The 24,102-nt window shown below is 62.2% G+C and carries 19 protein-coding genes and 2 tRNA genes; 5 read left to right on the forward strand and 16 right to left on the reverse strand.

Going from position 1 to position 24,102, the window contains the following annotated elements; genetic code table 11:
- Nucleotides 1-170: 170 nt before the first annotated feature.
- On the reverse strand, nt 171-1,865 hold the full coding sequence (locus JOD97_RS14540) for an FAD-dependent oxidoreductase (protein WP_229264455.1): 1,695 nt from the start codon (nt 1,863-1,865) through the stop codon (nt 171-173).
- A gap of 34 nt (nt 1,866-1,899) precedes the next feature.
- A complete protein-coding gene (locus tag JOD97_RS14545) occupies nt 1,900-2,259 on the reverse strand; it encodes a hypothetical protein (RefSeq protein WP_209718881.1) in 360 nt (119 codons plus the stop codon).
- 138 nt (nt 2,260-2,397) lie between these two features.
- Between JOD97_RS14545 and JOD97_RS14550 the strand changes: the two genes are divergently transcribed.
- Nucleotides 2,398-3,480, forward strand: a complete 1,083-nt coding sequence (locus JOD97_RS14550) for a type II asparaginase (protein ID WP_209718884.1) — start codon at nt 2,398-2,400, stop codon at nt 3,478-3,480.
- Between the two features lie 9 nt (nt 3,481-3,489).
- Here JOD97_RS14550 and JOD97_RS14555 read toward each other — a convergent pair whose 3' ends face one another.
- Together JOD97_RS14555 and JOD97_RS14560 are read right to left on the reverse strand one after the other, a co-directional pair.
- A complete protein-coding gene (locus JOD97_RS14555; protein WP_209718888.1) occupies nt 3,490-4,113 on the reverse strand; it encodes a flavin reductase family protein in 624 nt (207 codons plus the stop codon).
- Between the two features lie 136 nt (nt 4,114-4,249).
- Nucleotides 4,250-5,092 (reverse strand): type 1 glutamine amidotransferase domain-containing protein, encoded by an 843-nt coding sequence (locus tag JOD97_RS14560; protein ID WP_209718891.1) that lies wholly within the window; start codon nt 5,090-5,092, stop codon nt 4,250-4,252.
- A 103-nt stretch (nt 5,093-5,195) separates the two neighbouring features.
- Here JOD97_RS14560 and JOD97_RS14565 point away from each other — a divergent pair, with 103 nt between their 5' ends.
- Nucleotides 5,196-6,089: a LysR family transcriptional regulator gene (locus tag JOD97_RS14565; protein WP_209718894.1), complete on the forward strand. Its 894-nt coding sequence runs from the start codon at nt 5,196-5,198 to the stop codon at nt 6,087-6,089.
- Nucleotides 6,090-6,142: 53 nt separating this feature from the next.
- On the opposite strand, the gene JOD97_RS14570 is transcribed toward JOD97_RS14565, so the two are convergent.
- Nucleotides 6,143-6,730 carry an FxDxF family PEP-CTERM protein gene (locus JOD97_RS14570; RefSeq protein WP_209718897.1) on the reverse strand — a complete coding sequence of 196 codons (588 nt, stop codon included), beginning with the start codon at nt 6,728-6,730 and terminating at the stop codon, nt 6,143-6,145.
- Between the two features lie 320 nt (nt 6,731-7,050).
- Between JOD97_RS14570 and JOD97_RS14575 the strand changes: the two genes are divergently transcribed.
- Nucleotides 7,051-9,000, forward strand: a complete 1,950-nt coding sequence (locus JOD97_RS14575; protein WP_209718900.1) for a CocE/NonD family hydrolase — start codon at nt 7,051-7,053, stop codon at nt 8,998-9,000.
- Nucleotides 9,001-9,125: 125 nt separating this feature from the next.
- Entirely contained in the window at nt 9,126-11,225 is a 2,100-nt protein-coding gene (locus JOD97_RS14580; protein ID WP_209718903.1) for a TonB-dependent siderophore receptor, read from the forward strand.
- 97 nt (nt 11,226-11,322) lie between these two features.
- Here the strand turns inward: JOD97_RS14580 and JOD97_RS14585 are convergent, their stop codons facing one another.
- The 7 genes from JOD97_RS14585 to JOD97_RS14615 all read right to left on the reverse strand — a co-directional run bounded on the left by JOD97_RS14585 (nt 11,323) and on the right by JOD97_RS14615 (nt 17,887).
- On the reverse strand, nt 11,323-12,315 hold the full coding sequence (locus JOD97_RS14585; RefSeq protein ID WP_209718907.1) for a PIG-L family deacetylase: 993 nt from the start codon (nt 12,313-12,315) through the stop codon (nt 11,323-11,325).
- 173 nt (nt 12,316-12,488) lie between these two features.
- Nucleotides 12,489-12,565 (reverse strand) — tRNA-Arg (locus JOD97_RS14590).
- A 69-nt stretch (nt 12,566-12,634) separates the two neighbouring features.
- A tRNA-Pro gene (locus JOD97_RS14595) sits at nt 12,635-12,711 on the reverse strand.
- 70 nt (nt 12,712-12,781) lie between these two features.
- Nucleotides 12,782-14,131 carry a phosphoglucosamine mutase gene (glmM, locus tag JOD97_RS14600; protein ID WP_209718910.1) on the reverse strand — a complete coding sequence of 450 codons (1,350 nt, stop codon included), beginning with the start codon at nt 14,129-14,131 and terminating at the stop codon, nt 12,782-12,784.
- 45 nt (nt 14,132-14,176) lie between these two features.
- On the reverse strand, nt 14,177-15,016 hold the full coding sequence (gene folP / locus JOD97_RS14605) for a dihydropteroate synthase (protein ID WP_209718913.1): 840 nt from the start codon (nt 15,014-15,016) through the stop codon (nt 14,177-14,179).
- Between the two features lie 82 nt (nt 15,017-15,098).
- The gene (ftsH, locus tag JOD97_RS14610) at nt 15,099-16,982 is read right to left on the reverse strand and encodes an ATP-dependent zinc metalloprotease FtsH (RefSeq protein WP_209718916.1); all 1,884 of its coding nucleotides are present in this window, start codon (nt 16,980-16,982) and stop codon (nt 15,099-15,101) included.
- Between the two features lie 212 nt (nt 16,983-17,194).
- The gene (locus JOD97_RS14615; protein ID WP_209718920.1) at nt 17,195-17,887 is read right to left on the reverse strand and encodes an RlmE family RNA methyltransferase; all 693 of its coding nucleotides are present in this window, start codon (nt 17,885-17,887) and stop codon (nt 17,195-17,197) included.
- A 43-nt stretch (nt 17,888-17,930) separates the two neighbouring features.
- Between JOD97_RS14615 and JOD97_RS14620 the strand changes: the two genes are divergently transcribed.
- Nucleotides 17,931-18,401 carry a YhbY family RNA-binding protein gene (locus tag JOD97_RS14620; protein WP_209718923.1) on the forward strand — a complete coding sequence of 157 codons (471 nt, stop codon included), beginning with the start codon at nt 17,931-17,933 and terminating at the stop codon, nt 18,399-18,401.
- A 91-nt stretch (nt 18,402-18,492) separates the two neighbouring features.
- Here JOD97_RS14620 and JOD97_RS14625 read toward each other — a convergent pair whose 3' ends face one another.
- From JOD97_RS14625 to carA, 4 genes are all read right to left on the reverse strand, one after another.
- On the reverse strand, nt 18,493-18,975 hold the full coding sequence (locus JOD97_RS14625; protein WP_209718926.1) for a DUF4149 domain-containing protein: 483 nt from the start codon (nt 18,973-18,975) through the stop codon (nt 18,493-18,495).
- Entirely contained in the window at nt 18,975-19,451 is a 477-nt protein-coding gene (greA, locus tag JOD97_RS14630) for a transcription elongation factor GreA (RefSeq protein WP_090320927.1), read from the reverse strand. Before greA ends, JOD97_RS14625 begins: the two co-directional genes overlap by 1 nt.
- Nucleotides 19,452-19,542: 91 nt before the next feature.
- On the reverse strand, nt 19,543-22,773 hold the full coding sequence (gene carB / locus JOD97_RS14635) for a carbamoyl-phosphate synthase large subunit (protein ID WP_209718930.1): 3,231 nt from the start codon (nt 22,771-22,773) through the stop codon (nt 19,543-19,545).
- Nucleotide 22,774: 1 nt separating this feature from the next.
- Complete coding sequence (gene carA, locus JOD97_RS14640) at nt 22,775-23,938, reverse strand: glutamine-hydrolyzing carbamoyl-phosphate synthase small subunit (RefSeq protein ID WP_209718933.1); 1,164 nt, start codon at nt 23,936-23,938, stop codon at nt 22,775-22,777.
- Nucleotides 23,939-24,102: the final 164 nt, after the last annotated feature.

Consider the following 24,102-nt stretch of genomic DNA (forward strand, 5'->3'; position numbering starts at 1 on the left):
ATCGTCCATGCTGGCGTCTTCGACGGCTCATAGATGGCGGATTACGGCGTTCCGCCTAATCCGCCCTACGTATCTCCGTGGCCACGATACGGCGCGCTACCGTGGATACACGTAGGGCGGATTAGCGTAGCGTAATCCGCCATTCGCGCGCCGCCGACGACGTATGCGCCTCAGGCGAAATCCGACGCCAGCGCCTGATGCAGCGCCTGCACCGCCGCCGAGCCTTCGCCCACCGCCGCCGCCACCCGCTTGACCGAGCCGCTGCGCACGTCGCCCACGGCGAAGATGCGCGGCCGGCTGGTCTCCAGAAAATGCCGGCCGCGCTCGAGCGGCCAGCTCTCCGGCGGCACATCCGATCCGGTCAACACGAAGTTCTTGTCGTCCAGCGCCACGCAATCGCCCAGCCACGCGGTATTGGGCTCGGCGCCCAGGAACAGGAACACATGGCGCACCGGCGACGCCCTCGCCTCCCCGCCCGCCGTTTGCCAGACGATGCTTTCGAGCCGGTCGCCGCCGACCATCTCGACGATCTGCTTGCGCGTGTGCAGGGTGATATTCGGCGCCGCCTCGATGCGCTGGATCAGGTAGCGCGACATGCTGGCCGCCAGGCCGTCCGCGCGCACCACGATGTGCACATGTTTGGCATGACCGGCCAGGAACACCGCCGCCTGTCCGGCCGAATTGCCGCCGCCGACGATGACCACTTCCTCGTCGGCGCAGAAGGTGGCCTCCATGAACGAGGCGCTGTAATAAACGCCGCGTCCTTCGAAGCGCTCCAGCCCCGGCAAGTCCGGCTTGCGGTAGCGCGCGCCGGTGGCGATGACGATGGAGCGCGCCCGCAGCCGCTCGCCGCTGTCGATGGCGAGGTCGAATTCCGCCTGGTCGCAATCGAGCGCGCTGACCTTGACCGGCACCGCCACCTCGGCGCCGAACTTGCGCGCCTGCGACAATCCCCTGCCGGCCAGCGCCTGGCCGGAGACGCCGGTCGGGAAGCCGAAATAGTTCTCGATCTTGGAGCTGGAACCGGCCTGGCCGCCGGGCGCCTTGGCGTCCAGCACCGCCACGCTCAGGCCTTCCGAGGCGGCATACACGGCGGCGGCCAGGCCGGCCGGTCCGGCGCCGACCACCACCACGTCGAAGGTGCGGCCGTCGATGCGGTCGGAGCTCAGGCCGATGCCGTCGGCCAGCTGGCGCAGGCTGGGTTTGCGCAGCACTTCGCCGGTGGGCGTGACCACCGCCGGGATGTCATCGGCCGTCACGCCGAAGCGCGCCATCAGCGCGGCCGTTTCGGCATGCAGGTCGATATCGAAGTAGGCCGACGGCTGGCCGTTACGGGTGAGGAAATGGCGCAGCGCCAGCGTCGGCGCCGAGTCGCGCGCGCCGAACATCACCAGGCCGCCGCTCTGGTCCTGCATGTAGGCCACGCGCCGCAGGATGTAGGCGCGCATGATGGTTTCGCTCAGATCGGCCTCGGACACCACCAGCGTGCCGAGCGACTCCTCGCTGATGACGATCATCTCGCTGTCGCTCAAGGCGCGCGCGGTGGCGACGGCCGCGCGCCCGGCCAAGGTGCCCATCTCGCCGGTGAAGGAACCCGGGCCGTGCGTGCCGATGACGGTCGATCCCAGCGCCGAGGCGCGTTCGACCTCGATCGCGCCGGAGATGATCACGTACATCGGGATGTGGCGGTCGCCCTGGCGGAACAGCACTTCGCCGGCGGCGATGGCGCGGCGCTCGCCGTAACGGCTGAGGATGTCGAATTGGCGGTCGCTCAGCGTGGGGAAAATCTGGTGGCGGCGGTGGCCGATGTCGGACGAGGCCAGATGCGGGCTCATCTCCATGTCTTTGCCGGGGTTGTGGGCCATGCGTGCTCCTCGACGGGTCTGTGATGGTGGACGGCTAGCGGCACAGCTCGCGCCACGATTCCTCGAACTCGGCCGGGGCGACATCCTGCGCCAGCAAGGTCAGCTCGCGCGCGACCGAGATGTAGCGCTGGAAACCGATATACGTGCCGAACGCGTCCTTGGCGTTGACCTCGCCGCAGGGCGCGCCGCCCTTGCCGATGAACTGGTTGCGGAACTGGGCGGAAGCGGGGTCGCGGACCTTTTCCCTGACATATTTTTCGCCCAGCGTGGTCAGTGTCGCGGCCTCCTCCTGCTGCTTTTGCGCCGCCGTCTTGCCGCAGGCCGCCACACAGGCCAGCAGCGCCAGCGCCACCGACAGCAGCGCACCCCGGCGAAGAGTGATTGCTAAACTCATAATGTTTTCTCTTTTGTAATTCCCTGAATCACCCCTAATATAGCAGGTCTGTCAACCGTAACGCGGCAACACCTTGCATTGTTGACAGACTGTGTATTTGTTACTATCTCAAACTTTATAGTTTGATCAGGAGATCGCATGTTACATAACCATAATATTTCAACCCGCTTCTGCCAAGCCTTGCTGGCCTGCACCTTGTTGCTTGGCAGCTATGCGGAGGCAGCGGACAAACTTGCCAACGTCACCATCCTGGCCACCGGCGGCACCATCGCCGGCAGCGGCGCCAACAGCACCACCACGGTCGGCTACACCGCCGCCACCGTCGGCGTCGACTCCCTGATCAAAGCCGTGCCGGAACTGTCCAAGGTCGCCCAGGTCAAGGGCGAGCAGGTGTTCCAGATCGCCAGCGAAAACATGAGCAACGAACACTGGCTGACCCTGGCCAAGCGCGTCAACGTGCTGCTGGCCCAGCCGGACGTCGACGGCATCGTCATCACCCACGGCACCGATACGCTGGAAGAAACCGCTTACTTCCTCGACCTGGTCGTCAAGAGCAAAAAACCGGTGGTGCTGGTCGGCGCCATGCGCCCGGGCACCGCGCTGTCGGCCGACGGCCCGATCAACCTGTACAACGCCGTGCTGCTGGCCGCCAATCCGGACGCCGTCGGCAAAGGCGTGATGGTGGCCATGGCCGACCAGATCCACAGCGCCCGCGACGTCACCAAGACCAACACCTCGACGCCGGACAGCTTCAAGACCACCGAACTGGGCCTGATGGGCTACTTCCAGGGCAACAAGCCGTATTTCTACCGCACCTCGACCCGCAAGCACACGGCCGACGCCGAGTTCGACATTAGCAAGCTCGACAAACTGCCGCAAGTGGACATCGTCTACGGCTACGCCAACGTCAGCCCGGTCGCGCTCAACGCGCTGGTCGCCGCCGGCGCCAAGGGCATCATCCACGCCGGCGTCGGCGACGGCAGCCTGGCCGCCTCGGTCAAGACCGCGCTGATCGCCGCCCGCAAGCAGGGCGTGATGATCGTGCGCTCGAGCCGCGTCGGCCAAGGCATCGTCGCCCGCAACGGCGAAGCCAATGACGACGAGCTCGACTTCGTCGCCTCCGACACGCTCAATCCGCAAAAAGCGCGCATCCTGCTGATGCTGGCCTTGACCAAGACCAACGACAGCAAGGCCGTGCAAAAAATGTTCTACACGTATTAATCCAGCGTTTTACGGATAGTCCGGCCGCCGCATGCGGAACAGGCTATCCGGACCGATCTCGAAATAATCGGCCGGGCCGCCGCCGCGCAAAATGGTGCGCGAGCCCGCCGTGTCATACACGCCGTCGCGCAGCAACTCGGGCGCGATGTGCACGCCCACCACCTCCCCCATGATCAGCCAGCCATTGGTCGGCTCGCCCGCCGCGTCTTGCAGGCGGATGATCTGCGTGCATTTGCATTCGAACGCGACCGGACTTTCGGCCACGCGCGGCACGCCGACGACGCGCGACGGCGCCGTCGTCAGGCCCGCCAGCACAAACTCGTCGACCTCCGGCGGCGCCGGAGCGCAGCTGGCGTTCATCGCCTCGGCCAGCGGACGCGTGGCCAGGTTCCACACGAATTCGCCGGTCTGCTCGATATTGCGCAGCGTGTCCTTGCGCCCCTGGCTGGAAAAGCCGATCAGCGGCGGCGTGTAGTTGAAGGCGTTGAAAAAACTGTAGGGCGCCAGATTCAGGTTGCCCTGCTCGCCGCGCGAGGAGATCCAGCCGATCGGACGCGGTCCGACGATGGCGTTGAAGGGGTCGTGCGGCAGGCCGTGGCCTTGGGATGGTTGGTAGAAATAAGGTTCGCTCATAAAATTCCGGTCGTTGGGCGCGCCGCGGCGCCATGACCGATTTTCGCACAAGCATTTGACTTGTGCCGCGACCCGACCATCCGGCCAGGGGACGGCGGATGGTCGGGCCGGCGAGCGGCCAAGCGCCGCGCCGTCGTCAGTGCGCCAAGCGCGACAACAACTGGTCGGCGACAGCCGACGCCGACGCTGGATTCTGGCCGGTGATCAACTCCCGGTCCACCACCACCTTGCTTTGCCAGTTGGCCGCGCTGCTGTAGTCACCGCCCGCGCGCTGCAACGCCGTCTGCGGCAGGAATTTCATCGTGCCGCCGTTCAGCATGGGCTTGGCCGCCTCCTCCTCGCTATTGCTGATCACGGTCATCCGGTAACCGGCATAAATCCACGCCGGCGCGGCCGATGCCGATGCCGATGCCAGCGTGCCGGTGAAACGCTCCGGCTGGTCCAGCGCCGACAACAGGGCGATCGGGCCGTGGCAGACCAGCGCGGTCGGCTTGGCCCGGGCGTGGAAATCGCGCAGCAAGCGTCCCAGCGCCGCGCTGTGCAGCAAGTCTTGCATCGGCGCGTGGCCGCCCGGAACATAGACCGCGTCATAGCGGCCATACCCCCCCTGCTCCACCCGCGCCAGGCTGATGACCGGCGATTGCTCGACCGAGGTGATGCGCAACTGGTCCAGCAACGCCAGATGCTGTTGCATGCTGGCCTCGTTATTGTTGAAGTAACTCTTGTCGACGGAATTGCGGTCCAGCGACGGCGCCTTGCCCAGTGGCGTGGCGAAGGTGACGGTGTGGCCGGCGTCCAGTAGCTTCTTGACCGGCTGCATCAATTCGTTGGCGTAAAAGCCGGTGTCGAAGGTGCGGTTGTCGCGCAATTCCAGTTGCGACGCGTCCGACAGGACGACGAGGACGTTGGCGGCGTTGGCGCCGGCGGCGGTAAGGCCGAACAAAACGGCGGCGGCGGCGTTGCGGATGGCTGGTGTCATAAGAGTGCTCCTGTGAAGTATTTTGCAGTAGCGCTACTCTATTGATGACTGTAAAGTGCGTAAATAATCAAAAACTCAAATCATTTGTTCTTGAAAGGTGTGAATGGGACGTCAATTCGATCACATGGCCGATGTGGAAGCGTTTGTGACCATCGTCGACAAGGGCACCATCAGCGCGGCGGCGGTGGCGCTGGGGACCACGCCCTCGGTGCTGAGCCGGGCCGTCGCGCGGCTCGAAGCGCGGCTGGGGGTGCAACTGATGCGCCGTACCACCCGCCGCCTGAGCGTGACCGAGGCCGGCACCTTATATCTTGAGCAAGCGCGCAGCGCCTTCGGCCTGATCGCCGACGCCGAGCGCGCGATTCAGGGCCAGGGCGGCGAGCTGTCCGGCTCGATACGCATCAGCGCGCCGACGACCTACGGCCACTACCGGCTGCCGCCGCTGTTGCGGCCGTTCATGGACCAGCATCCGAAAGTCATGATCGACTTGAGCATCTCCAACCGCAACGTCGACCTGGTCGAAGAAGGTTACGACATGGCGATACGGCTGGGGGAACTGGCCGACAGCGGCCTGGCGGCCAAGCGCCTCGGCGACGCCGACGTCTGCCTGGTCGCCTCGCCCGACTATCTGCGTCGCGCCGGCACGCCGCTGGGCCTGGACGATCTGGCCGCTCACGCGTGCCTGCCGTTCACCCTGCCGAGCACCGGCCGGCTGTCGCCGTGGCTGCTGAGGGTGGACGGCAAGGATGTCGACTGGATGGCGCCGGCGCGCATGCGCGTGGCCGATGACGTGCTGGGGGTGGTGACGATGGCGCAGCAAGGCATGGGCATATGCCAGACCTACCGCTTCGTTGCCGACGAACGCTTGCGCGGCGGCCAGTTGGTCGAAGTGCTGCCGGCGTTCAGCGGGCGCAGCCGGCCGTTCTCACTGATTTATCCGCCGCACCGGCGCATGTCGGCCGCATGCCGGGCGCTGATCGATAGCTTGCGGCCATAAAAAACGCGTCCGAGTTCGTAGGCTCGGACGCGTCGCACAACACCTACCCTAGGTTAAACTTTTTGAGCTTGCTTGCGGCGCGCCATGAAGCCCAGCAGACCCAGACCGGCGGCCATCATGCCGAAGGTTTCCGGTTCCGGCACGGCCGACACGGCGATGGTCAGGTCGGAAGCATACGCGCCGCCGCCGGTACCGGCGACCAGGCCGTCGACTTGAACGTAATAGCTGCCAGCGGTCAGGCTGGTGGCGGTCAATTCCCAACGATCGGTCGGGTGCGCGCCACCGCCGGTGACGTTGCTGCCGGCGTAGGTGCCCAGCACGGCGCTGGTCATCGGGTCATATTTCACCAGGTTGAAGCCGGTGATCTGCAGATCCTTGATGGTGCTCGATGCCAGATAGCTGGAAGTCAACGAGGTCGACGAGTCGAAATTGCTGTTCAGAACGAACATGTACTGGTCCGTGAACGTGTTGGTGCGGTCGGCGCTGCCGTAGGTGTTGCCGAAATGTGCGTTGTAACCGCCAGCGCCGTCGCTATCGAGGTCGATGCTGATGGTTTGTCCCACGTTCGCAGCGAAAGCGGCCGAACCGAACAGGCTGGCGCCGGCGATCATCGAAGCCAGCAAGATATTTTTGATTTTCATTTAGTTTCCGCAGTAGTTAAAATTTTAGCAATGAGAGTTACCGAACACCCTTATTCGGTGATGCGGAGAATATAGTTTTGTCTTGCCGTCAACTGTGCGGTAGCCAACACAAATGTCAAAATGTACAATTTACTTTCGGTATAAGCCGCCCGGCCCGGTTGTTAACAAATTCTGTGGATAAGGCTGTTAACAAGCACCACCTCCCACCGCCAAGCTGATGTTTTTAAAGAGAAATATGTTGATGCGCAAATTTGTCGCAGCCAAAGTTATCCACTGGCATTACACTAATGCATGTTTGTCTTTCAAATCACAAGGAACCCATGAAATCGCGCCTTACCGCCCTTGCCTTCGCTCTCCACACACTCGCCCTGGGCGGGCTTAGCGGCCACGCCCACGCCGCCGCCGACGTGCCGGCCAAATACAATTTGCGCGAGCACTACACCAAGTTCGAATACCGCATCCCGATGCGCGACGGCGCGCGCCTGTTCACCGCCGTCTATGTACCCAAGGACGCCAGCAAGCCCTATCCCTTCCTGATGGAACGCACGCCCTACAGCGCCGGCGTCGATATCGACGACGAGCTGCACTATGGTGTCGATTTCTACCCCGACCAGGTCGGGCCGTCGCCCGAGTTCGAGCAGAGCGGCTATATCTTCGTGCAACAGGATGTGCGCGGACGTTACATGTCCGAGGGCAAGTGGCAGGAAATGACGCCGCACGTCAACGCCAGGCGCGCCAAAGGCGAAGGCAACGAAAGCGAGGACATGCACGATACCGTCGAATGGCTGCTGAAGAACGTGCCCAACAACAATGGCAAGGTCGGCATCCTCGGCACCTCGTATCCCGGCTTCTATACCTCGGCCAGCATCATCGACTCGCATCCGGCCATCAAGGCCGCCTCGCCGCAGGCACCGGTCACCAACCTGTACATGAACGACGATTCGTACCACGGCGGCGCCTTCATGCTGGCGGCGAACTTCGACTTTTACGCCGCCTTCGTGGACGTGCCCAACCCGACGCCGCTGCCCAAAAGCTGGACCCGCTTCGACTACGGCACCGCCGACGGCTACGAGTTTTTCCTGTCGCATCTGACGCTGTCGAACATTGCCAACACGATGACGCAGAACCAGCGCGCGCTGCTCATGCCCAACATCGAACACGCGACCTACGACGATTACTGGAAAGCGCGCAACGTCGCGCCGCACCTGAAGAACATCAAGGCCGCCGTGCTGACGGTGGGCGGCTGGTACGACGCCGAAGACCTGCAAGGGCCGCTGACCACCTATAGCTCGATCAAGCGCAACAATCCCGGCATCTACAGCGGCCTGGTGATGGGCCCGTGGGCGCACGGCGGCTGGAACCGCTACGAAGGCAAAAGCCTGGGCCACGTGCAGTTCGACGCGAAAACCGGCGATTACTTCCGCAGCAAGATCGAATTCCCGTTCTTCGAGCAGCACCTGAAAGGCGTGGCCAACAAAAACGCGGCGGAGGTGTACGCGTTTGAAACGGGCAGCAACGTGTGGCGCAACTACGCGGCGTGGCCGCCGGCGCAGGCCCAGACCCGCACGCTCTACCTCGGTCCGAACGGCACGCTCGACTGGAAGCAGCCGGCCGCCGGCGACGCCCAGGCCTTCGACGAATATGTGGCCGATCCGCGCAAGCCGGTGCCATACACCGCCTATCCCGCCACCGGCGTGCCCAAGGAATACATGGTGGGCGACCAGCGCTTCGCCTCCACGCGCCCGGACGTGCTGACCTACCGCAGCGAGGTGCTGGAAGAGGACGTGACCTTGAGCGGCCCGGTCAAGCCGCGCCTGTTCGTCTCCACCACCGGCACCGACGCCGACTGGGTCGTCAAGCTGATCGACGTATATCCGCCCAGCTATCCCAACGGCGGCCAGGGCGACGAACACCGCACCGACGTGCCCAAGCCGACGCTGACCATGGCCGGCTACCAGCAACTGGTGCGCGGCGACCCGCTGCGCGGCAAGTTCCGCAACGGCTTCGACAATCCGCAGCCGTTCACGCCCGGCAAGGTCGAGACGGTCAACTACAGCATGGCCGACGTCAACCACACGTTCCGGCGCGGCCACCGCATCATGGTGCAGATCCAAAGTTCATGGTTCCCGCTGGTGGATTTGAATCCGCAAACGTTTGTCGATATTCCCAAAGCCAAGCCGGAGGACTTCCAGAAGGCGACGCAGCGGGTCTATCACGCGCCGTCGATGTACTCGGGCATCGAAGTGCGCTTGTTGCCGGCAACGCGGTGAGTTGACGTGGATTCTTGCGTTGCTAGCATCTTAGGAGCATAATTGTAATGATAATTATTCCTATTTAGCCAGCGAAGCGTCGTGCGACCCAAGTAGCCAGCCAGCAACCACTACAAGGGACTCACATGACACTGACCAAGACCCCGCTGGCCTTGCTGCTGGCCAGCCTCTCCTTTTCCAACACCGCGCTGGCGCAGGCCGGCGCGGTATCCGACCAGACCATGCCGGTCGTGACCGTCAGCGGCGAGGCCGAAGGCTACCGCCCAACCACCTCCACCACCGGCACCAAGATCGACGCGCCGCTGCGCGATATCCCCCAAACCATCAACGTGGTGCCGCAGGAACTGCTGCGCGACCAGGGCGCGCGCTCGATGCAGGACGTGCTCAAGGCCGTGCCCGGCATCGGCCTGTCGACCGGCGACGGCCAGCGCGACCAGGTCACGATACGCGGCTTTAGCGCCATCAGCGACCAGTTTGTCGACGGAATGCGCGACGATGCGCTGTATTTCCGCGATCTGTCGAATGTCGAGCAGGTCGAGGTCATCAAGGGGCCCGCTTCGGTGCTGTATGGCCGCGGGTCGTCCGGCGGCATGATCAACCGCATCACCAAGAAGCCGGGCGTCGACCGCAGCGAAGTCAGCCTGCAAGTGGGCCGCTGGGGCCAGAAACGCGGCGAATTCGACCTCGCGCGCAATCTGACCGACAGCGGCGTGGCCTTCCGCGTGACCGGCGCGGCCGAGGAGTCGGACAGCTACCGCGACCAGCAATTCCTCAAACGCCAAGCGCTGGCGCCGTCGGTGCAATTCAAGCTCGGCGCCAACACGCTGTTGCTGCTGCAGGCGGAATATCTGAAGGACAAGCGCTTGACGGACTTCGGCATCCCCTCTTACCAGGGACGCGCCGTCGACGTGCCGGCCAGCACTTATTACGGCGCCGCCAACGCCGAAGACTTCGACTACAGCGAATCGACAGTGAAAGCTTACGGTTTCACCTTGGATCACCGCTTCAACCGGCAACTGTCGATCCGCAACGCCTTCCGCCACTACGACTACACGCTCGATCGCAACAATACGCTGGTCGGCTCGGTCAACGAGGCGGCGCGCACCGCCTCCCTCACCCGTGGCAACGTCGCGCGCGACGAGGATGGCTATTCCAACCAGACCGAGCTGACCCAACTGGCCGAATTGGCCGGAATGCAGCATCAGATCCTGTACGGCGTGGAATTCGGCAAGCAGAACAAGAACCAGCTGGTGCGCTCGCAAGCCAATGTGGCGACCGTGTCGTTGTTTAACCCGGTCAACCCGGTGGTGCCCTTCACCGCCGGCGGCGCGCCGACGTCGAATAACCTGGGCATATTCAAAATCGCCAGCGCTTATTTGCAAGACATGGTGACCTTGGCGCCTGAATGGAAAGCGCTGGCCGGCATACGCTACGACCGGTTTGAACAAGAGAATGTCGAGCGGCGCGCTGGCGTGCCGAATGTCAGCCGCACCGACCGCAAGTGGAGTCCGCGCGCGGGGCTGGTTTATCAGCCAAGCACGGTGCAATCGTATTATGCGTCGTTCAGCCGGTCGTTCCAGCCATCTGGCGAGGGCTTTGCTTTAACCACCGCCAATGCCCAGATCGCACCGGAGATTACCAAGAACAAGGAAGTCGGCGCCAAATACGACTTATTCGACGGCCGCGCATCGGCCGGCGTATCGTTATTCCGGCTGGAACGCACCAATATTAAAACCACCGATCCATTGACGCAGCGGCTTCTGCCACTTGGAACTCAGCGCACGCAAGGTGTGGAGCTGACATTTAATGGGGATCTGGGTAATGGCTGGAATACCTGGGTTGGTTATTCTTATCTGGATGCTGAAATGATTTCCTCCATCGCGCGCGACGATGGCCAGGCTGTACAAGGAAAACGTCCGACATTAACGCCTAAGCACAGCGCGAATTTCTGGGTGAGTAAAGCTTTGGCAGGGCATTTCGGCGTTGGCGGTGGCGTGAATTACGTCGGTTACCGTTTCGCTAATCCGGGCAATACCGTGACGCTGCCGAGTTACGTGACGGCGGATGCGATGGCTTATTATCGACATCGCGGTATCGATCTGACTTTGAATTTAATGAACCTATTTGACCGCGCATATATTGTGGCGGGGCACGGTAGCAGCAAAAACTTGAACCTGCCGGGCGCGCCCCGCTCGTTGCAGCTGACAGCCCGCTACCGCTTCTAAGCCAACACATGCCAGAAATCGGTGCATTCACGCCAATTTCTGGCATGGAACTGTCGCCCGGGATCTTCCCGGATATACTGGTTCCAAGGTTCAGCTGTTAAGGACAAGGACCAAACTTAGTGATACCCGATGGTCCGTTGGACGACGCATACATCCGATAAAGATAGGCGGTATGGCCTGGATTTCGTGTATCCGGACCGCCAGCAGCGACCATCGCATTGTTATGCGCATCCCAGGCGGCAAATTGCGTTGCCTTCTCAGAGGCAGTGTAATTTATCGGCAATCCGGGAATGTTAGGTGTCACCTGAGTGTTACCAGCGCTGGCAAAATAACCGACCCATTGAATCGTCCTGATGCATCGAGTGAGAGAGCTATTTGCGTAGTCTTGCAGAGCGTGGGTAACTGCCAGGCCAGTTGTGTAATGGTCTTCATGATCAGGGTGGACGTAAGGGCCTGGTCCATCAAAAAACTCTGGAATATTCACCCATGTATCGGTTGAATCTTGTTCACGCACAATTAATGCGCGAAGAAAAGTCTTCAGTGCGTACCAATTGAAGGTTCTCAAACCGTCAACAGAGGATATCGTTAGGTTCGGATTGAGAATAGACTGATTCCTGAACCAATAGAAGCCACTTTTCGTCGGATACCCGTCGACTAATCGGATGTTATACATGATAACATTACTGCCCGGTGTACCGATCTCGGTCCGCTGAATTGTCTTTCCGTCGATCACGACATTGGTAACATTATCCGAGGTCGCGTTTCTGCCCGTCAGTCCGAACCAATACTTTAGCGAGGCGGCATGTCCTTTTTCTCGCGTCAAATAGTATGGATTATTCAAAGGATTGGGAACGCCGGGGTACACTCCCGCGCCTTGCACGACATAACTATTTTCGTCGCCGACATAAGACCCGGTTGTCATTACGACAAAGACCACTTTGGCGTTTGACTGGACATCGTAAGCAGCGTTCCGCCCCATAAATAATTCGACATCATCCGCATGAGCCCCAAAATAAAACGACGTGGCTTGCGCGAGCCCGGATCCGACCAATAGAGATAAAATAACCGCGTAACGTCCCAGCTTAAACATGATTATTCCTTCAAAATTAAAGAAGTAACAATCTACCATGAAAAATCACAATTTTGTAAAATTATATATCTAATCTTGTAACACAAAAATTGTCTGCACTGCAGTCTCACCCACCTGCGGGGAGAGAGCCGTCCACCCGATGACGAAAAGCAATTTTCTGTAATATGAGATATTGGCCTGCCCAGCAGGAATCGAACCTGCGACCCTCAGCTTAGAAGGCTGATGCTCTATCCAACTGAGCTATGGGCAGAGATAACACGACGAGAACTCGTCGCGGAAATGAAAAACGGGTTGTCTAGGACAACCCGTTTAGTGTTTTTGGTCGGAGTACAAGGATTCGAACCTTGGACCCCCTGGTCCCAAACCAGGTGCGCTACCGGGCTGCGCTACACTCCGAAGACAGCATTCTAACGCCTGGCGCCCTCGCCGTCAATGAAAGGGCCGGCTTAATCTTTCATTGCTGAATTTACGCCGCCAGTTGCGCCTCGACCTTGTCGGCGATGCGCTGCGCCATCGAATCCGCATCCTTGGCGTTTCGTGCTTCGACCATCACGCGGATCAAAGGTTCCGTGCCGGACGCGCGGATCAGCACGCGGCCGCTGCCGGCCAGTTCGTGCTCGACCTTTTCCTTTTCAGCCACCATGGCGACGTTCTTGGTCCAGTCGAAACCCGGCGCCACGCGCACATTGACCAGGGTCTGCGGGAACAGCACCAGCTCCGCCGTGCACTCTTCCAGCGACTTGCCGGCGCGCTTAAGCGCCGACAGCACTTGCAGCGCCGAGATGATGCCGTCGCCGGTGGTGTGCTTGTCCAGACACAGCAGATGGCCCGAGCCTTCGCCGCCGAGCAGCCAGCCCTTGTCCTGCATGACTTCGAGCACATAGCGGTCGCCGACCTTGGCGCGGGCGAAGCCGACGCCCTGCTCCTTCAGCGCGACCTCGACCGCCATATTGGTCATCAGGGTGCCGACCGCGCCGGCCACCGGGCCGGTGGCCATGCGGTCCTTGACCATCAGGTACAGCAACTCGTCGCCGTTGTAGAGGCGGCCGTTGGCGTCGCACATGATCAGGCGGTCGGCGTCGCCGTCCAGTGCGATGCCGAGGTCGGCGCCGTGGGCGCGCACCGCCGCCGCCATCGCCTCGGGCGCGGTGGCGCCGTGGCCGAGGTTGATGTTGAAGCCGTCCGGCTTGTTGCCGATGGCGATCACCTCGGCGCCGAGCTCGTGGAACACGTGCGGGGCGATGTTGTAGGCGGCGCCGTGCGCGCAGTCGACCACCAGCTTCAGGCCGCGCAGGTCCAGCTCGTTCGGGAAGGTGCTCTTGCAAAATTCGATGTAGCGGCCCTGGGCGTCGTCGAGGCGCTTGGCGCGGCCCAGTTTTTCCGACGCCACGCAGTCCATCGGCATGTCCAGCGCCGCTTCGATATCGAGCTCGACCGCGTCGGGCAGCTTGGTGCCCTGGTCCGAGAAGAATTTGATGCCGTTGTCCTGGAACGGGTTGTGCGACGCCGAGATCACCACGCCGGCCGACAGGCGCAGCGCGCGCGTCAGGTAGGCGATCGCCGGGGTCGGCATCGGGCCGGCCAGCATGACGTCGACGCCGGCCGCCGAGAAGCCGGCCTCCAGCGCCGCCTCCAGCATGTAGCCTGAAATGCGCGTGTCCTTGCCGATCAGGACGGTGGGCCGCTTGCCGCCGGTGCGGGCGCCGGCCAGCACCTTGCCGGCCGCGTAGCCGAGTCGCATGACGAAGTCGGGCGTGATCGGCGATACACCCACCAGACCGCGGATACCATCGGTGCCAAAATATTTACGTGCCATGTTGTGTGCTCTTTATCGTCGGTTATTGTTATTGAATTATTGGTTTTACTGTGCCGCCTGCCACACCTTGAGGGCGTCGACCGTTTCGACGACGTCGTGCACGCGGACGATCGCCGCCCCGTGCGCCACCGCCGCCAGCGCGCCGCCGACGCTGCCGGCCATGCGCCGCTCGACCGGCTTGCCGGTGACCGCGCCGACCATCGATTTGCGCGACAGGCCGGCCAGCAGCGGCATGTCCAGCTCGGCGATCAGGCGCCCGGTGGCCCTCAACAAGGCGTAATTATGCTCCACCGTCTTCCCAAAGCCAAAGCCGGGATCGATACACAGTCGACGGGGATCAATTCCCGATGCGATCATGACATCGATCCGTTCTCGCAGGAAAGTGATGACCTCGGCGACGACGTCCGTGTACGACGGGGCCAGCTGCATGTGTTGCGGATCGGACTGCATGTGCATGATACACAGCGCGCAATCGCTGTCGCGCACCGCCTCCAGCGCGCCGGGCGCGCGGAAGCCGTTGATGTCGTTGATCATGTCGACGCCGGCGATGATCGCTTCGCGCATCACTTGCGGCTTGTAGGTGTCGACCGAGATCGCCGGCCCCTGGTCGCGCAGCGCATACAGCACCGGCATCACGCGCCGCAGCTCGTCCTCCAGCGGCAGCGGCGGCGCGCCGGGACGGCTCGATTCGCCGCCGACGTCGATGATGTCGACGCCGCCCTCGATCATTTGCTCGGCGTGCGAGATGGCGAACTCCAGCGACTGGTGTTGGCCGCCGTCGGAAAACGAATCGGGCGTGACGTTAAGGATGCCCATCACGCGGGCGCGGGCGCCCTCGCCTTGCAACGGGTAATTGAATCGGCCGAACTGGAGTGTGGAGCGCATGAAGAAAACGGAAGTGGGAATGAAAAAGGGCGAGGATCGCTCCTCACCCTAGTGTTTGCTAGCGGACCGCGCGGCCCACGAATCAGGCTGGTGCGGTCACGCTCGGCGTCACGCCGGTGCCACCGTCGCTCGGCGGCTGCTTGCGGATCGTCACGCCGGCTTTCGGCGCGCGCGGCTCCAGGCCGGCCATGATGTCGTTGATCTGGTCCGCGTCGATGGTTTCCCATTCCAGCAGCGCCTTGGTCATGACCTCGACCTTTTCGCGGTTCGCCTCGAGCAGCGAGCGGGCCAGCTTGTACTGCTGGTCCAGGATGTTGCGGATCTCGGCGTCGACCATTTGCTGGGTCGCCTCGGAAATCGTCTTCGACGCGCCGCCGAAGAAGCCGTCGTTCTGGCTGTCCTCGTAGACCATCACGCCCATGCTGTCGGACATGCCGAAGCGGGTCACCATCGAGCGGGCCAGCTTGGTGGCGCGCGAGAAGTCGTTCGAGGCGCCGGTCGACATCTGGCCGACGAAGATCTCCTCGGCGATGCGGCCGCCGAACAGGATCGAGATTTCCTCGAGCATCTTGTCCTTGTAGCCCGAGATATTGTCGTGCTCCGGCAACTGCCAGGTCAGGCCCAATGCCCAGCCGCGCGGCATGATCGTCACCTTGTGGACCGGATCGGCCTTCGGCAACAGCTTGGCGACGACCGCGTGGCCGGACTCGTGGTACGCGGTATTGCGGCGCTCTTCCTCGCGGATGACCATCGACTTGCGCTCCGGCCCCATGAAGATCTTGTCCTTGGCATCCTCGAAGTCGATCATGTCGACCAGGCGCTTGCTGCGGCGCGCGGCGAACAGGGCGGCCTCGTTGACCAGGTTGGCCAGGTCGGCGCCCGAGAAGCCGGGCGTGCCGCGGGCCAGGATGTCGGCCTTGACGTCGGTGCCGATCGGCACTTTGCGCATGTGCACGTTCAGGATCTGTTCGCGGCCGCGGATGTCCGGCAGGCCGACCGAGACTTGACGGTCGAAACGGCCCGGACGCAGCAGCGCCTTGTCGAGCACGTCGGCGCGGTTGGTGGCGGCGACCACGATCACGCCCGACGACGCCTCGAAGCCGTCCATCTCCACCAGCAGCTGGTTCAAGGTCTGTTCGCGCTCGTCGTTGCCGCCGCCCATGCCGGCGCCACGGTGACGGCCGACCGCGTCGATCTCGTCGATGAAGATGATGCAAGGCGAATGCTTTTTGGCGTTCTCGAACATGTCGCGCACGCGGCTGGCGCCGACGCCGACGAACATTTCGACGAAGTCCGAACCGGAGATCGAGAAGAACGGCACCTTGGCTTCGCCGGCGATGGCGCGCGCCAGCAGCGTTTTACCGGTGCCCGGCGGACCGACCATCAGCACGCCGCGTGGAATGCGGCCGCCCAGTTTCTGGAACTTGCTCGGATCCTTGAGGAAGTCGACGATCTCGTTGACTTCTTCCTTCGCTTCGTCGCAGCCGGCGACGTCGGCGAAGGTGACGGTGTTGTTGGTTTCATCCATCATGCGCGCCTTCGACTTGCCGAAGGAGAACGCGCCGCCCTTGCCGCCGCCCTGCATCTGCCGCATGAAGAAGATCCACACGCCGATCAGCAGCAACATCGGGAACCACGACACGAACACCTGCTGCAGGAACGATGGCTCCTCGGGCGGCTTGACGTCGAAACGGATGCCGTTGTCGCGCAGGTCGCCGACCAGGCCGCGATCGAGGATCGTGGCGGTGGTGCGGACCTTGGTGTCGTCGGTGCGGGTGGCGGTGATGTTGCCGCCTTCGATCACGACGTCCTTGATGCGCTTGGCTTTCACGTCATCCAGCAAATCGGAGTAAGCGATGGGTTTGGCGCCGCCTGCTACGCCATGGCTATCGAACTGCTTGTACAGCATGAGCAGGAGCAGTACGACGACTACCCAGATGGCTGATTTGGAAAACATGTTATTCACGAAAACTCCTTGGATGCGGGGCGCATCTTTTAACCTAGGGCTAGAAACCCGATTTTACTCGTAATAAGCAGGCGGTGCCAGAAGCCCACCCGTGCGCAGGGGTCTAAACCCGGCGGAAAGGCACATTATTTGATCAAAATACAGTGCGGATCAAGACAAAAGTGCGCTTTCCTTGTTGGATGTGCGGCCCGCGCGGCAAAAAACAAGGGCGATCAAGGGCGGAATTGCTCGGAATCTAACGGTTGCGCCGACGCCATGCCGTCGGTGGGGTTTTTCAGGCCACGGCCGAGCAGGAAAATCTCCGACGATTTGTCGCGGCTGGCTTTCGGTTTTTTCTGCACGACCGTTTTAAACTCTTGACGGAATTTCAAGACGATATCGTTAAAACCCATGTCCTTAAAACATTTGACCAGCAGCGAGCCGTTTGGTTTCAAATGGGCTTGTGAAAATTCTATTGCCAGATCGATCAGGTGTTCCATGCGCGCGGCGTCGGCGCTGGCGATGCCGGACAGGTTGGGCGCCATATCCGATAACACAACGTCAACTTTGCGGCCCTGCACCACGTCCTCCAGCTGCTGCAGCACGTCCGGCTCGCGGAAATCGCCCTGGATGAAATGGAAGTCGGCGATCGGCTCCATCGGCAACATGTCGAGGCCGATCAGGGTGCCGTTGATGCCGCCGCCGTCCTTGCCGGCCAGCTTGCGGCGCACGTATTGGCCCCAGCTGCCGGGTGTGCAGCCGAGGTCGACGATGACCTGGTCGGGCTTGATCAGGTGCTCGTCCTCGTCGATCTCCTTGAGCTTGAACGCGGCGCGGGCGCGGTAGCCCTCTTTTTGCGCCAATTTCACGTAAGGGTCGTTAATGTGGTCGTGCAACCAGTTTTTGTTTAATTTCTTCTTCTTCATTCGCGTAGAATACTGCCTTTAAGGGAACCACTAAAAATTTATTATGCTAAAACTTACACCCGTTGAGCGCAGCGCCCTGCGCGCCGAAGCTCACGCGCTCAAGCCCATCGTCCTGATCGGCGAAGCGGGATTGACCGCCAACGTCCTCAAGGAAATCGCCCTGGGCCTCGATTCGCACGGCCTGATCAAGGTCCGCGTGTTCGGCGACGACCGCGAGGCGCGCGCCGCCATGTACGACACCATCTGCGAGCAACTGGACGCGGCGCCGGTGCAGCACATCGGCAAGCTGCTGGTGCTGTACCGCCCGAAAGTGGAAACCACGAAGGAACGTTCGACGTCCGGCAAGGGCCTGCGCGAAGTGACCATCGTCAAGCCCAGCCCGAGCGGCACCAAGCGTCCGTCCGTGACCAAGGTGCTGTTGAAAGGGAATGAACGCGTCACGCAAGGCGGCAACATCAAGCGCGCCAAGCCGCTGCAGAAATCCTCGAAGAAGAGCGCGTTGGGCTCGAAGTAATCGCGGTGCCGGCGGCACCCGCTGGAACCCGCACCCGGTTGGCGCGGGGTCGGACCCCAGGGGGTCCGACCCCATCGTCTTAGGGTTAGTTTTACTGCTTCACCACCAGCCACGCGGCCAGCAGGCTCTGCACCAAAAACAGACCGCTGGAGATGCCGTGCAGGATGCCGAATTCGTTCTTGGCGGCCGCATCCATCACCCCGCCCGGCCCCGCCGCCGCCCGCAACGCGGCCATCATCGGCTGCAGGCCGAAGTGCGACACCAAGGTACATCCCAGCATCACCAGCACCACGGCCAGCAAGGTCTTGCGCGAGCGTACCTCGGAGTTGCGCGCCGAGCCGGCGAAGATGCCGGCCGTCTCCGTGCCCTTGCTGACCCAGATCAGCACCAGCATGACCAGGGCGCAGCCGATCGACAGCCAGGCCAGGTTGCTGAACAAGCTGGCGGCGATGGTGCCGGCCAGCGCGCGGTCGGCCAGGGTGGCGAACAAGGTCGGGGCGGCCAGGTAGCCGATCGCCCACAGACTGCCCGCCCACAACGTCGCGACCAGCAAACGGAATCGTGCAAGCAACATCAGATGTAACGCACTTCCAGAATTTCGTATTCGCGCGGGCCGGACGGCGCCTGCACTTCCACCACGTCGCCGGCGGACTTGCCGATCAGCGCGCGGGCGATCGGCGAGGTCACCGACACTTTGCTCAATTTCAGATCGGCCTCGTCGAGGCCGACGATCTGGTAGGTCACCTTGGCGCCCGATTCCAGGTCTTCCAGGTCGACCGTCGAGGCGAACACGACGCGGCCCTCGGCGTCCAAGGTGGTCGGATCGATGATTTGCGCGGCGCTCAGCTTACCTTCCAATTCCGCGATGCGGCCTTCGACGAAGGCCTGGCGCTCCTTGGCGGCATCGTACTCGGCGTTTTCAGACAGGTCGCCATGCGAACGCGCTTCAGCAATCGCGTCGATCACGATACGGCGTTCTTTGGTCTTCAACTGGTGCAGCTCTTCTTTCAAGAGCTCGGCGCCGTACTTGGTAAGTGGAACTGAAGTCATGTTGTTTATTTACTCTGGTTTTACAATGGAAAACCACAGAGGCCACGCCAACTGCAGCGCGAGCTCTGTGGTTCAAAAGTACTGCTAAGCCTTAGTGTAAGGTTTTATGCAGCCCTTGTAAATCGTACACTTGCAGTTCGTCCAAATGACGGATGCCCTCGACCGCCGCCTCGGCGCCGGCGATGGTGGTGTACGTCGTCACGCGCGAGGCCAGCGACGAGGTGCGGATCGCGCGCGAGTCGGTGATGGCGCTGCGCTTTTCCTCGACCGTGTTGATCACCAGGACGATCTCGTGGTTCTTGATCATGTCGACGATGTGCGGACGGCCCTCGACCACCTTGTTGACGGCGGTCACCGGAATGCCAGCGGCCGAGATCACGGCGGCGGTGCCCTTGGTGGCCACCAGCGAGAAGCCGATTTCGACCAGGTCGCGCGCGACCTTGACGGCGCGCGGCTTGTCGGACGATTTGACCGACAGGAACACCTTGCCCGACTTCGGCAGCTTGACGCCGGCGCCCATCTGCGACTTGACGAAGGCCTCGCCGAAGGTCTTGCCCACGCCCATCACTTCGCCGGTCGACTTCATCTCCGGTCCGAGGATGGTGTCGACGCCGGGGAATTTGACGAACGGGAACACGGCTTCCTTGACGCTGAAGTAAGGCGGCACGACCTCGGTCGTGATGCCCTGCTGCGCCAGGGTCTGGCCGACCATGCAGCGCGCCGCGATCTTGGCCAGCTGCAGGCCGGTCGCCTTCGACACGAACGGCACCGTGCGCGAGGCGCGCGGGTTCACTTCCAGCACGTAGACCACGTCCTTCATTTCGCCGTCCACATCCTGCTTCTGGATCGCGAACTGCACGTTCATCAGGCCGACCACGTTCAGGCCCTTGGCCATCAGCGCGGTCTGGCGCTTCAGTTCATCGATGGTGTCCTGGGCCAGCGAGTAAGGCGGCAGCGAGCAGGCCGAGTCGCCCGAGTGCACGCCGGCTTGCTCGATGTGTTCCATCACGCCGCCGATGAAGGTGGTCTCGCCGTCGGAGATGCAATCGACGTCGCACTCGATGGCGTCGTTGAGGAAGCGGTCCAGCAGCACCGGCGAATCGTGCGACACCTTGACCGCTTCGCGCATGTAGCGTTCCAGGTCGCGCTGCTCGTGGACGATTTCCATCGCCCGTCCGCCCAGCACGTACGAAGGACGCACCACCAGCGGGTAGCCGATTTCCTGCGCCAGCGCCAGGGCGTCGGCCTCGGTGCGCGCGGTGCGGTTCGGCGGCTGGCGCAGATTGAGCTTGTGCAGCATCTGCTGGAAACGCTCGCGGTCTTCGGCGGCGTCGATCATGTCCGGCGAGGTGCCGACGATCGGCACGCCGTTCGCTTCCAGGTCCAGCGCCAGTTTCAGCGGGGTCTGGCCGCCGTACTGCACGATCACGCCGACCGGCTTTTCCAGCTCGACGATTTCCAGCACGTCCTCCAGCGTCAGCGACTCGAAGTACAGGCGGTCGGAGGTATCGTAGTCGGTCGACACGGTCTCCGGATTGCAGTTGACCATGATGGTCTCGTAGCCGTCGTCGCGCATCGCCAGCGCCGCGTGCACGCAGCAGTAGTCGAATTCGATGCCCTGGCCGATGCGGTTCGGGCCACCGCCCAGCACCATGATCTTCTTCTTGTCGGTCGGATTGGACTCGCACTCTTCATCGTAGGTCGAGTACATGTACGCGGTGTTGGTCGAGAACTCGGCCGCGCAGGTGTCGACCCGCTTGTACACCGGACGGATGTTCAGCTCATGACGCTTGGCGCGCACCGACTTGGCGTCGGTCTGCAGCAGGAAGGCCAGGCGGCGGTCCGAGAAGCCTTTTTGCTTCAACTTGTACAACACGTTCTTGTCGAGCTGCTCCAGCTTCTGCGTGTCCATCCACAGTTCCAGGTCGACGATCTCCTTGATCTGGATCAGGAACCACGGGTCGATCTTGGTCAGCGCGTGCACCTCGTCCAAGGTGAAGCCCTGGGCGAAGGCGTCGCCCACGTACCAGATACGTTCGGGACCCGGCTCGCCCAGTTCCTCTTCGATCTTCTCGCGGTCCTTGGTTTTCTCGTTCAGGCCATCGACGCCCACTTCCAGGCCGCGCAGCGCCTTCTGGAACGATTCCTGGAAGGTGCGGCCGATCGCCATCACTTCGCCGACGGATTTCATCTGCGTGGTCAGGTGGTGGTCGGCGGTCGGGAATTTCTCGAACGTGAAGCGCGGGATCTTGGTCACGACGTAATCGATCGACGGCTCGAACGAGGCGGGGGTGGCGCCGCCGGTGATCTCGTTGCGCAGCTCATCGAGCGTGAAGCCGACGGCCAGCTTGGCCGCGACCTTGGCGATCGGGAAGCCGGTGGCCTTGGAGGCCAGCGCCGACGAACGCGACACGCGCGGATTCATCTCGATGACGATCATGCGGCCGTCGGCCGGGTTGATCGAGAACTGCACGTTCGAGCCGCCGGTGTCGACGCCGATCTCGCGCAGCACCGCCAGCGAGGCGTTGCGCATGATCTGGTATTCCTTGTCGGTCAGCGTCTGCGCCGGCGCCACGGTGATCGAATCGCCGGTGTGCACGCCCATCGGGTCCAGGTTCTCGATCGAGCAGATGATGATGCAGTTGTCCGCCTTGTCGCGCACCACTTCCATCTCGTACTCTTTCCAGCCCAGCAGCGATTCCTCGATCAGCAGCTCGTTGGTCGGCGACGCTTCCAGGCCGCGTTTGCAGATCGCTTCGAATTCTTCCTCGTTGTAGGCGATGCCGCCGCCGCTGCCGCCCATCGTGAACGACGGACGGATGATGGTCGGGAAGCCCACTTCGCGCTGCACGGCCCACGACTCTTCCAGCGAGTGCGCGACGCCCGAGCGTGCGGAGCCCAGGCCGATCTTGGTCATCGCGTCCTTGAACTTGGAGCGGTCCTCGGCCTTGTCGATGGCTTCCGGCGTGGCGCCGATCAATTCGACCTTGTACTTGTCGAGAATGCCGTGGCGATGCAGGTCCAGCGCGCAGTTCAGCGCCGTCTGGCCGCCCATGGTCGGCAGGATCGCGTCCGGCTTTTCCTTGGCGATGATCTTCTCGACGACTTGCCACGTGATCGGCTCGATGTAGGTGACATCGGCCATTTCGGGGTCGGTCATGATGGTCGCCGGATTGCTGTTGACCAGGATGACTTTGTAGCCCTCTTCGCGCAGGGCCTTGCAGGCCTGGGCGCCGGAATAATCGAACTCGCAAGCCTGGCCGATAATGATCGGACCAGCGCCAATAATCAAAATACTTTTAATGTCTGTACGTTTAGGCATCTTATTTTTTCTCCGTTGCTTCCATCATGCTGATGAAGCGGTCAAACAGGTAAGCGACGTCAGTCGGGCCGGGCGAGGCTTCAGGGTGGCCCTGGAAGCAGAACGCCGGCTTGTCGGTGCGGGCGAAGCCCTGCAGCGAGCCGTCGAACAACGAGCTATGGGTTACGCGGGTGTTGGCTGGCAGCGTCGCGGCGTCCACGGCGAAACCGTGGTTCTGCGAGGTGATCATCACCTTCTTGCTGTCGAGGTCCTGCACCGGGTGGTTGGCGCCGTGGTGGCCGAACTTCATCTTCAGCGTCTTCGCGCCGGAAGCCAATGCCATGATCTGGTGGCCCAGGCAGATGCCGAAGACGGGGATGCCCTTGTCGATCAACTCCCTGGTGGCCTTGATCGCGTAGTCGCATGGCTCCGGGTCGCCGGGACCGTTCGACAGGAACACGCCGTCCGGATTCAGGGCCAGCGCGTCGGCGGCGGTGGCTTGCGCCGGCAGCACCGTTACCTTGCAGCCGCGTTCGACCAGCATGCGCAGGATGTTGCGCTTGACGCCGTAGTCGTAGGCCACCACGTGGAATTTAGGCTCCTGCAGTTTGCCGTAGCCTTCGCCGAGCTTCCATTCCGCTTCGGTAAATTCGTAGGCGGTCTTGGTCGAGACAACCTTGGCCAGGTCCATGCCGGCCAGGCCTGGGAAGGAGCGGGCCAGTTCCAGCGCTTGCGCGGTGGACGGCTCGTTGCCCTGGGTGCCGACCAGGATGGCACCGGACTGTGCGCCTTTTTCGCGCAGGATGCGGGTCAGTTTGCGGGTATCGATACCGGCGATGGCGACGACGTTCTCGGCCTTCAGGTAATCGGACAGCGACTGGGTGGAGCGGAAGTTCGACGCGATCAACGGCAGGTCACGGATGATCAGGCCTGCGGCGTGGACTTTCGAGGACTCGACGTCTTCCGGATTGACGCCGGTGTTGCCGATGTGTGGATAGGTCAGGGTGACCATTTGACGGCAATAGCTGGGATCGGTCAGGATTTCCTGATAGCCGGTCATGGACGTATTGAAAACGACTTCCCCGGTGGTATGGCCGGCGGCGCCGATAGAAAAACCTTTGAAAATGGTTCCGTCAGCGAGGGCCAGTATGGCTGGAACGGCGGGGCCAGAAAAAAATGGCGGCAAGGGTAACTCCTGATAAAGTTACCGTAGCTGCGCCACGTCAGACGACCGTCGTGTACCCAAGGCCGTCGCAGGCCGGGGTGGAAGGTCAGATTGAATATGGAGTGAGTGGTAGTCGGCTACGGTAGAGGTGAGATTGGCTAAACCTTTGAATTATAACCAAATCC

The sequence above is a fragment of the Duganella sp. 1411 genome, from assembly GCF_017833525.1.
Classification (GTDB): domain Bacteria; phylum Pseudomonadota; class Gammaproteobacteria; order Burkholderiales; family Burkholderiaceae_D; genus Rugamonas.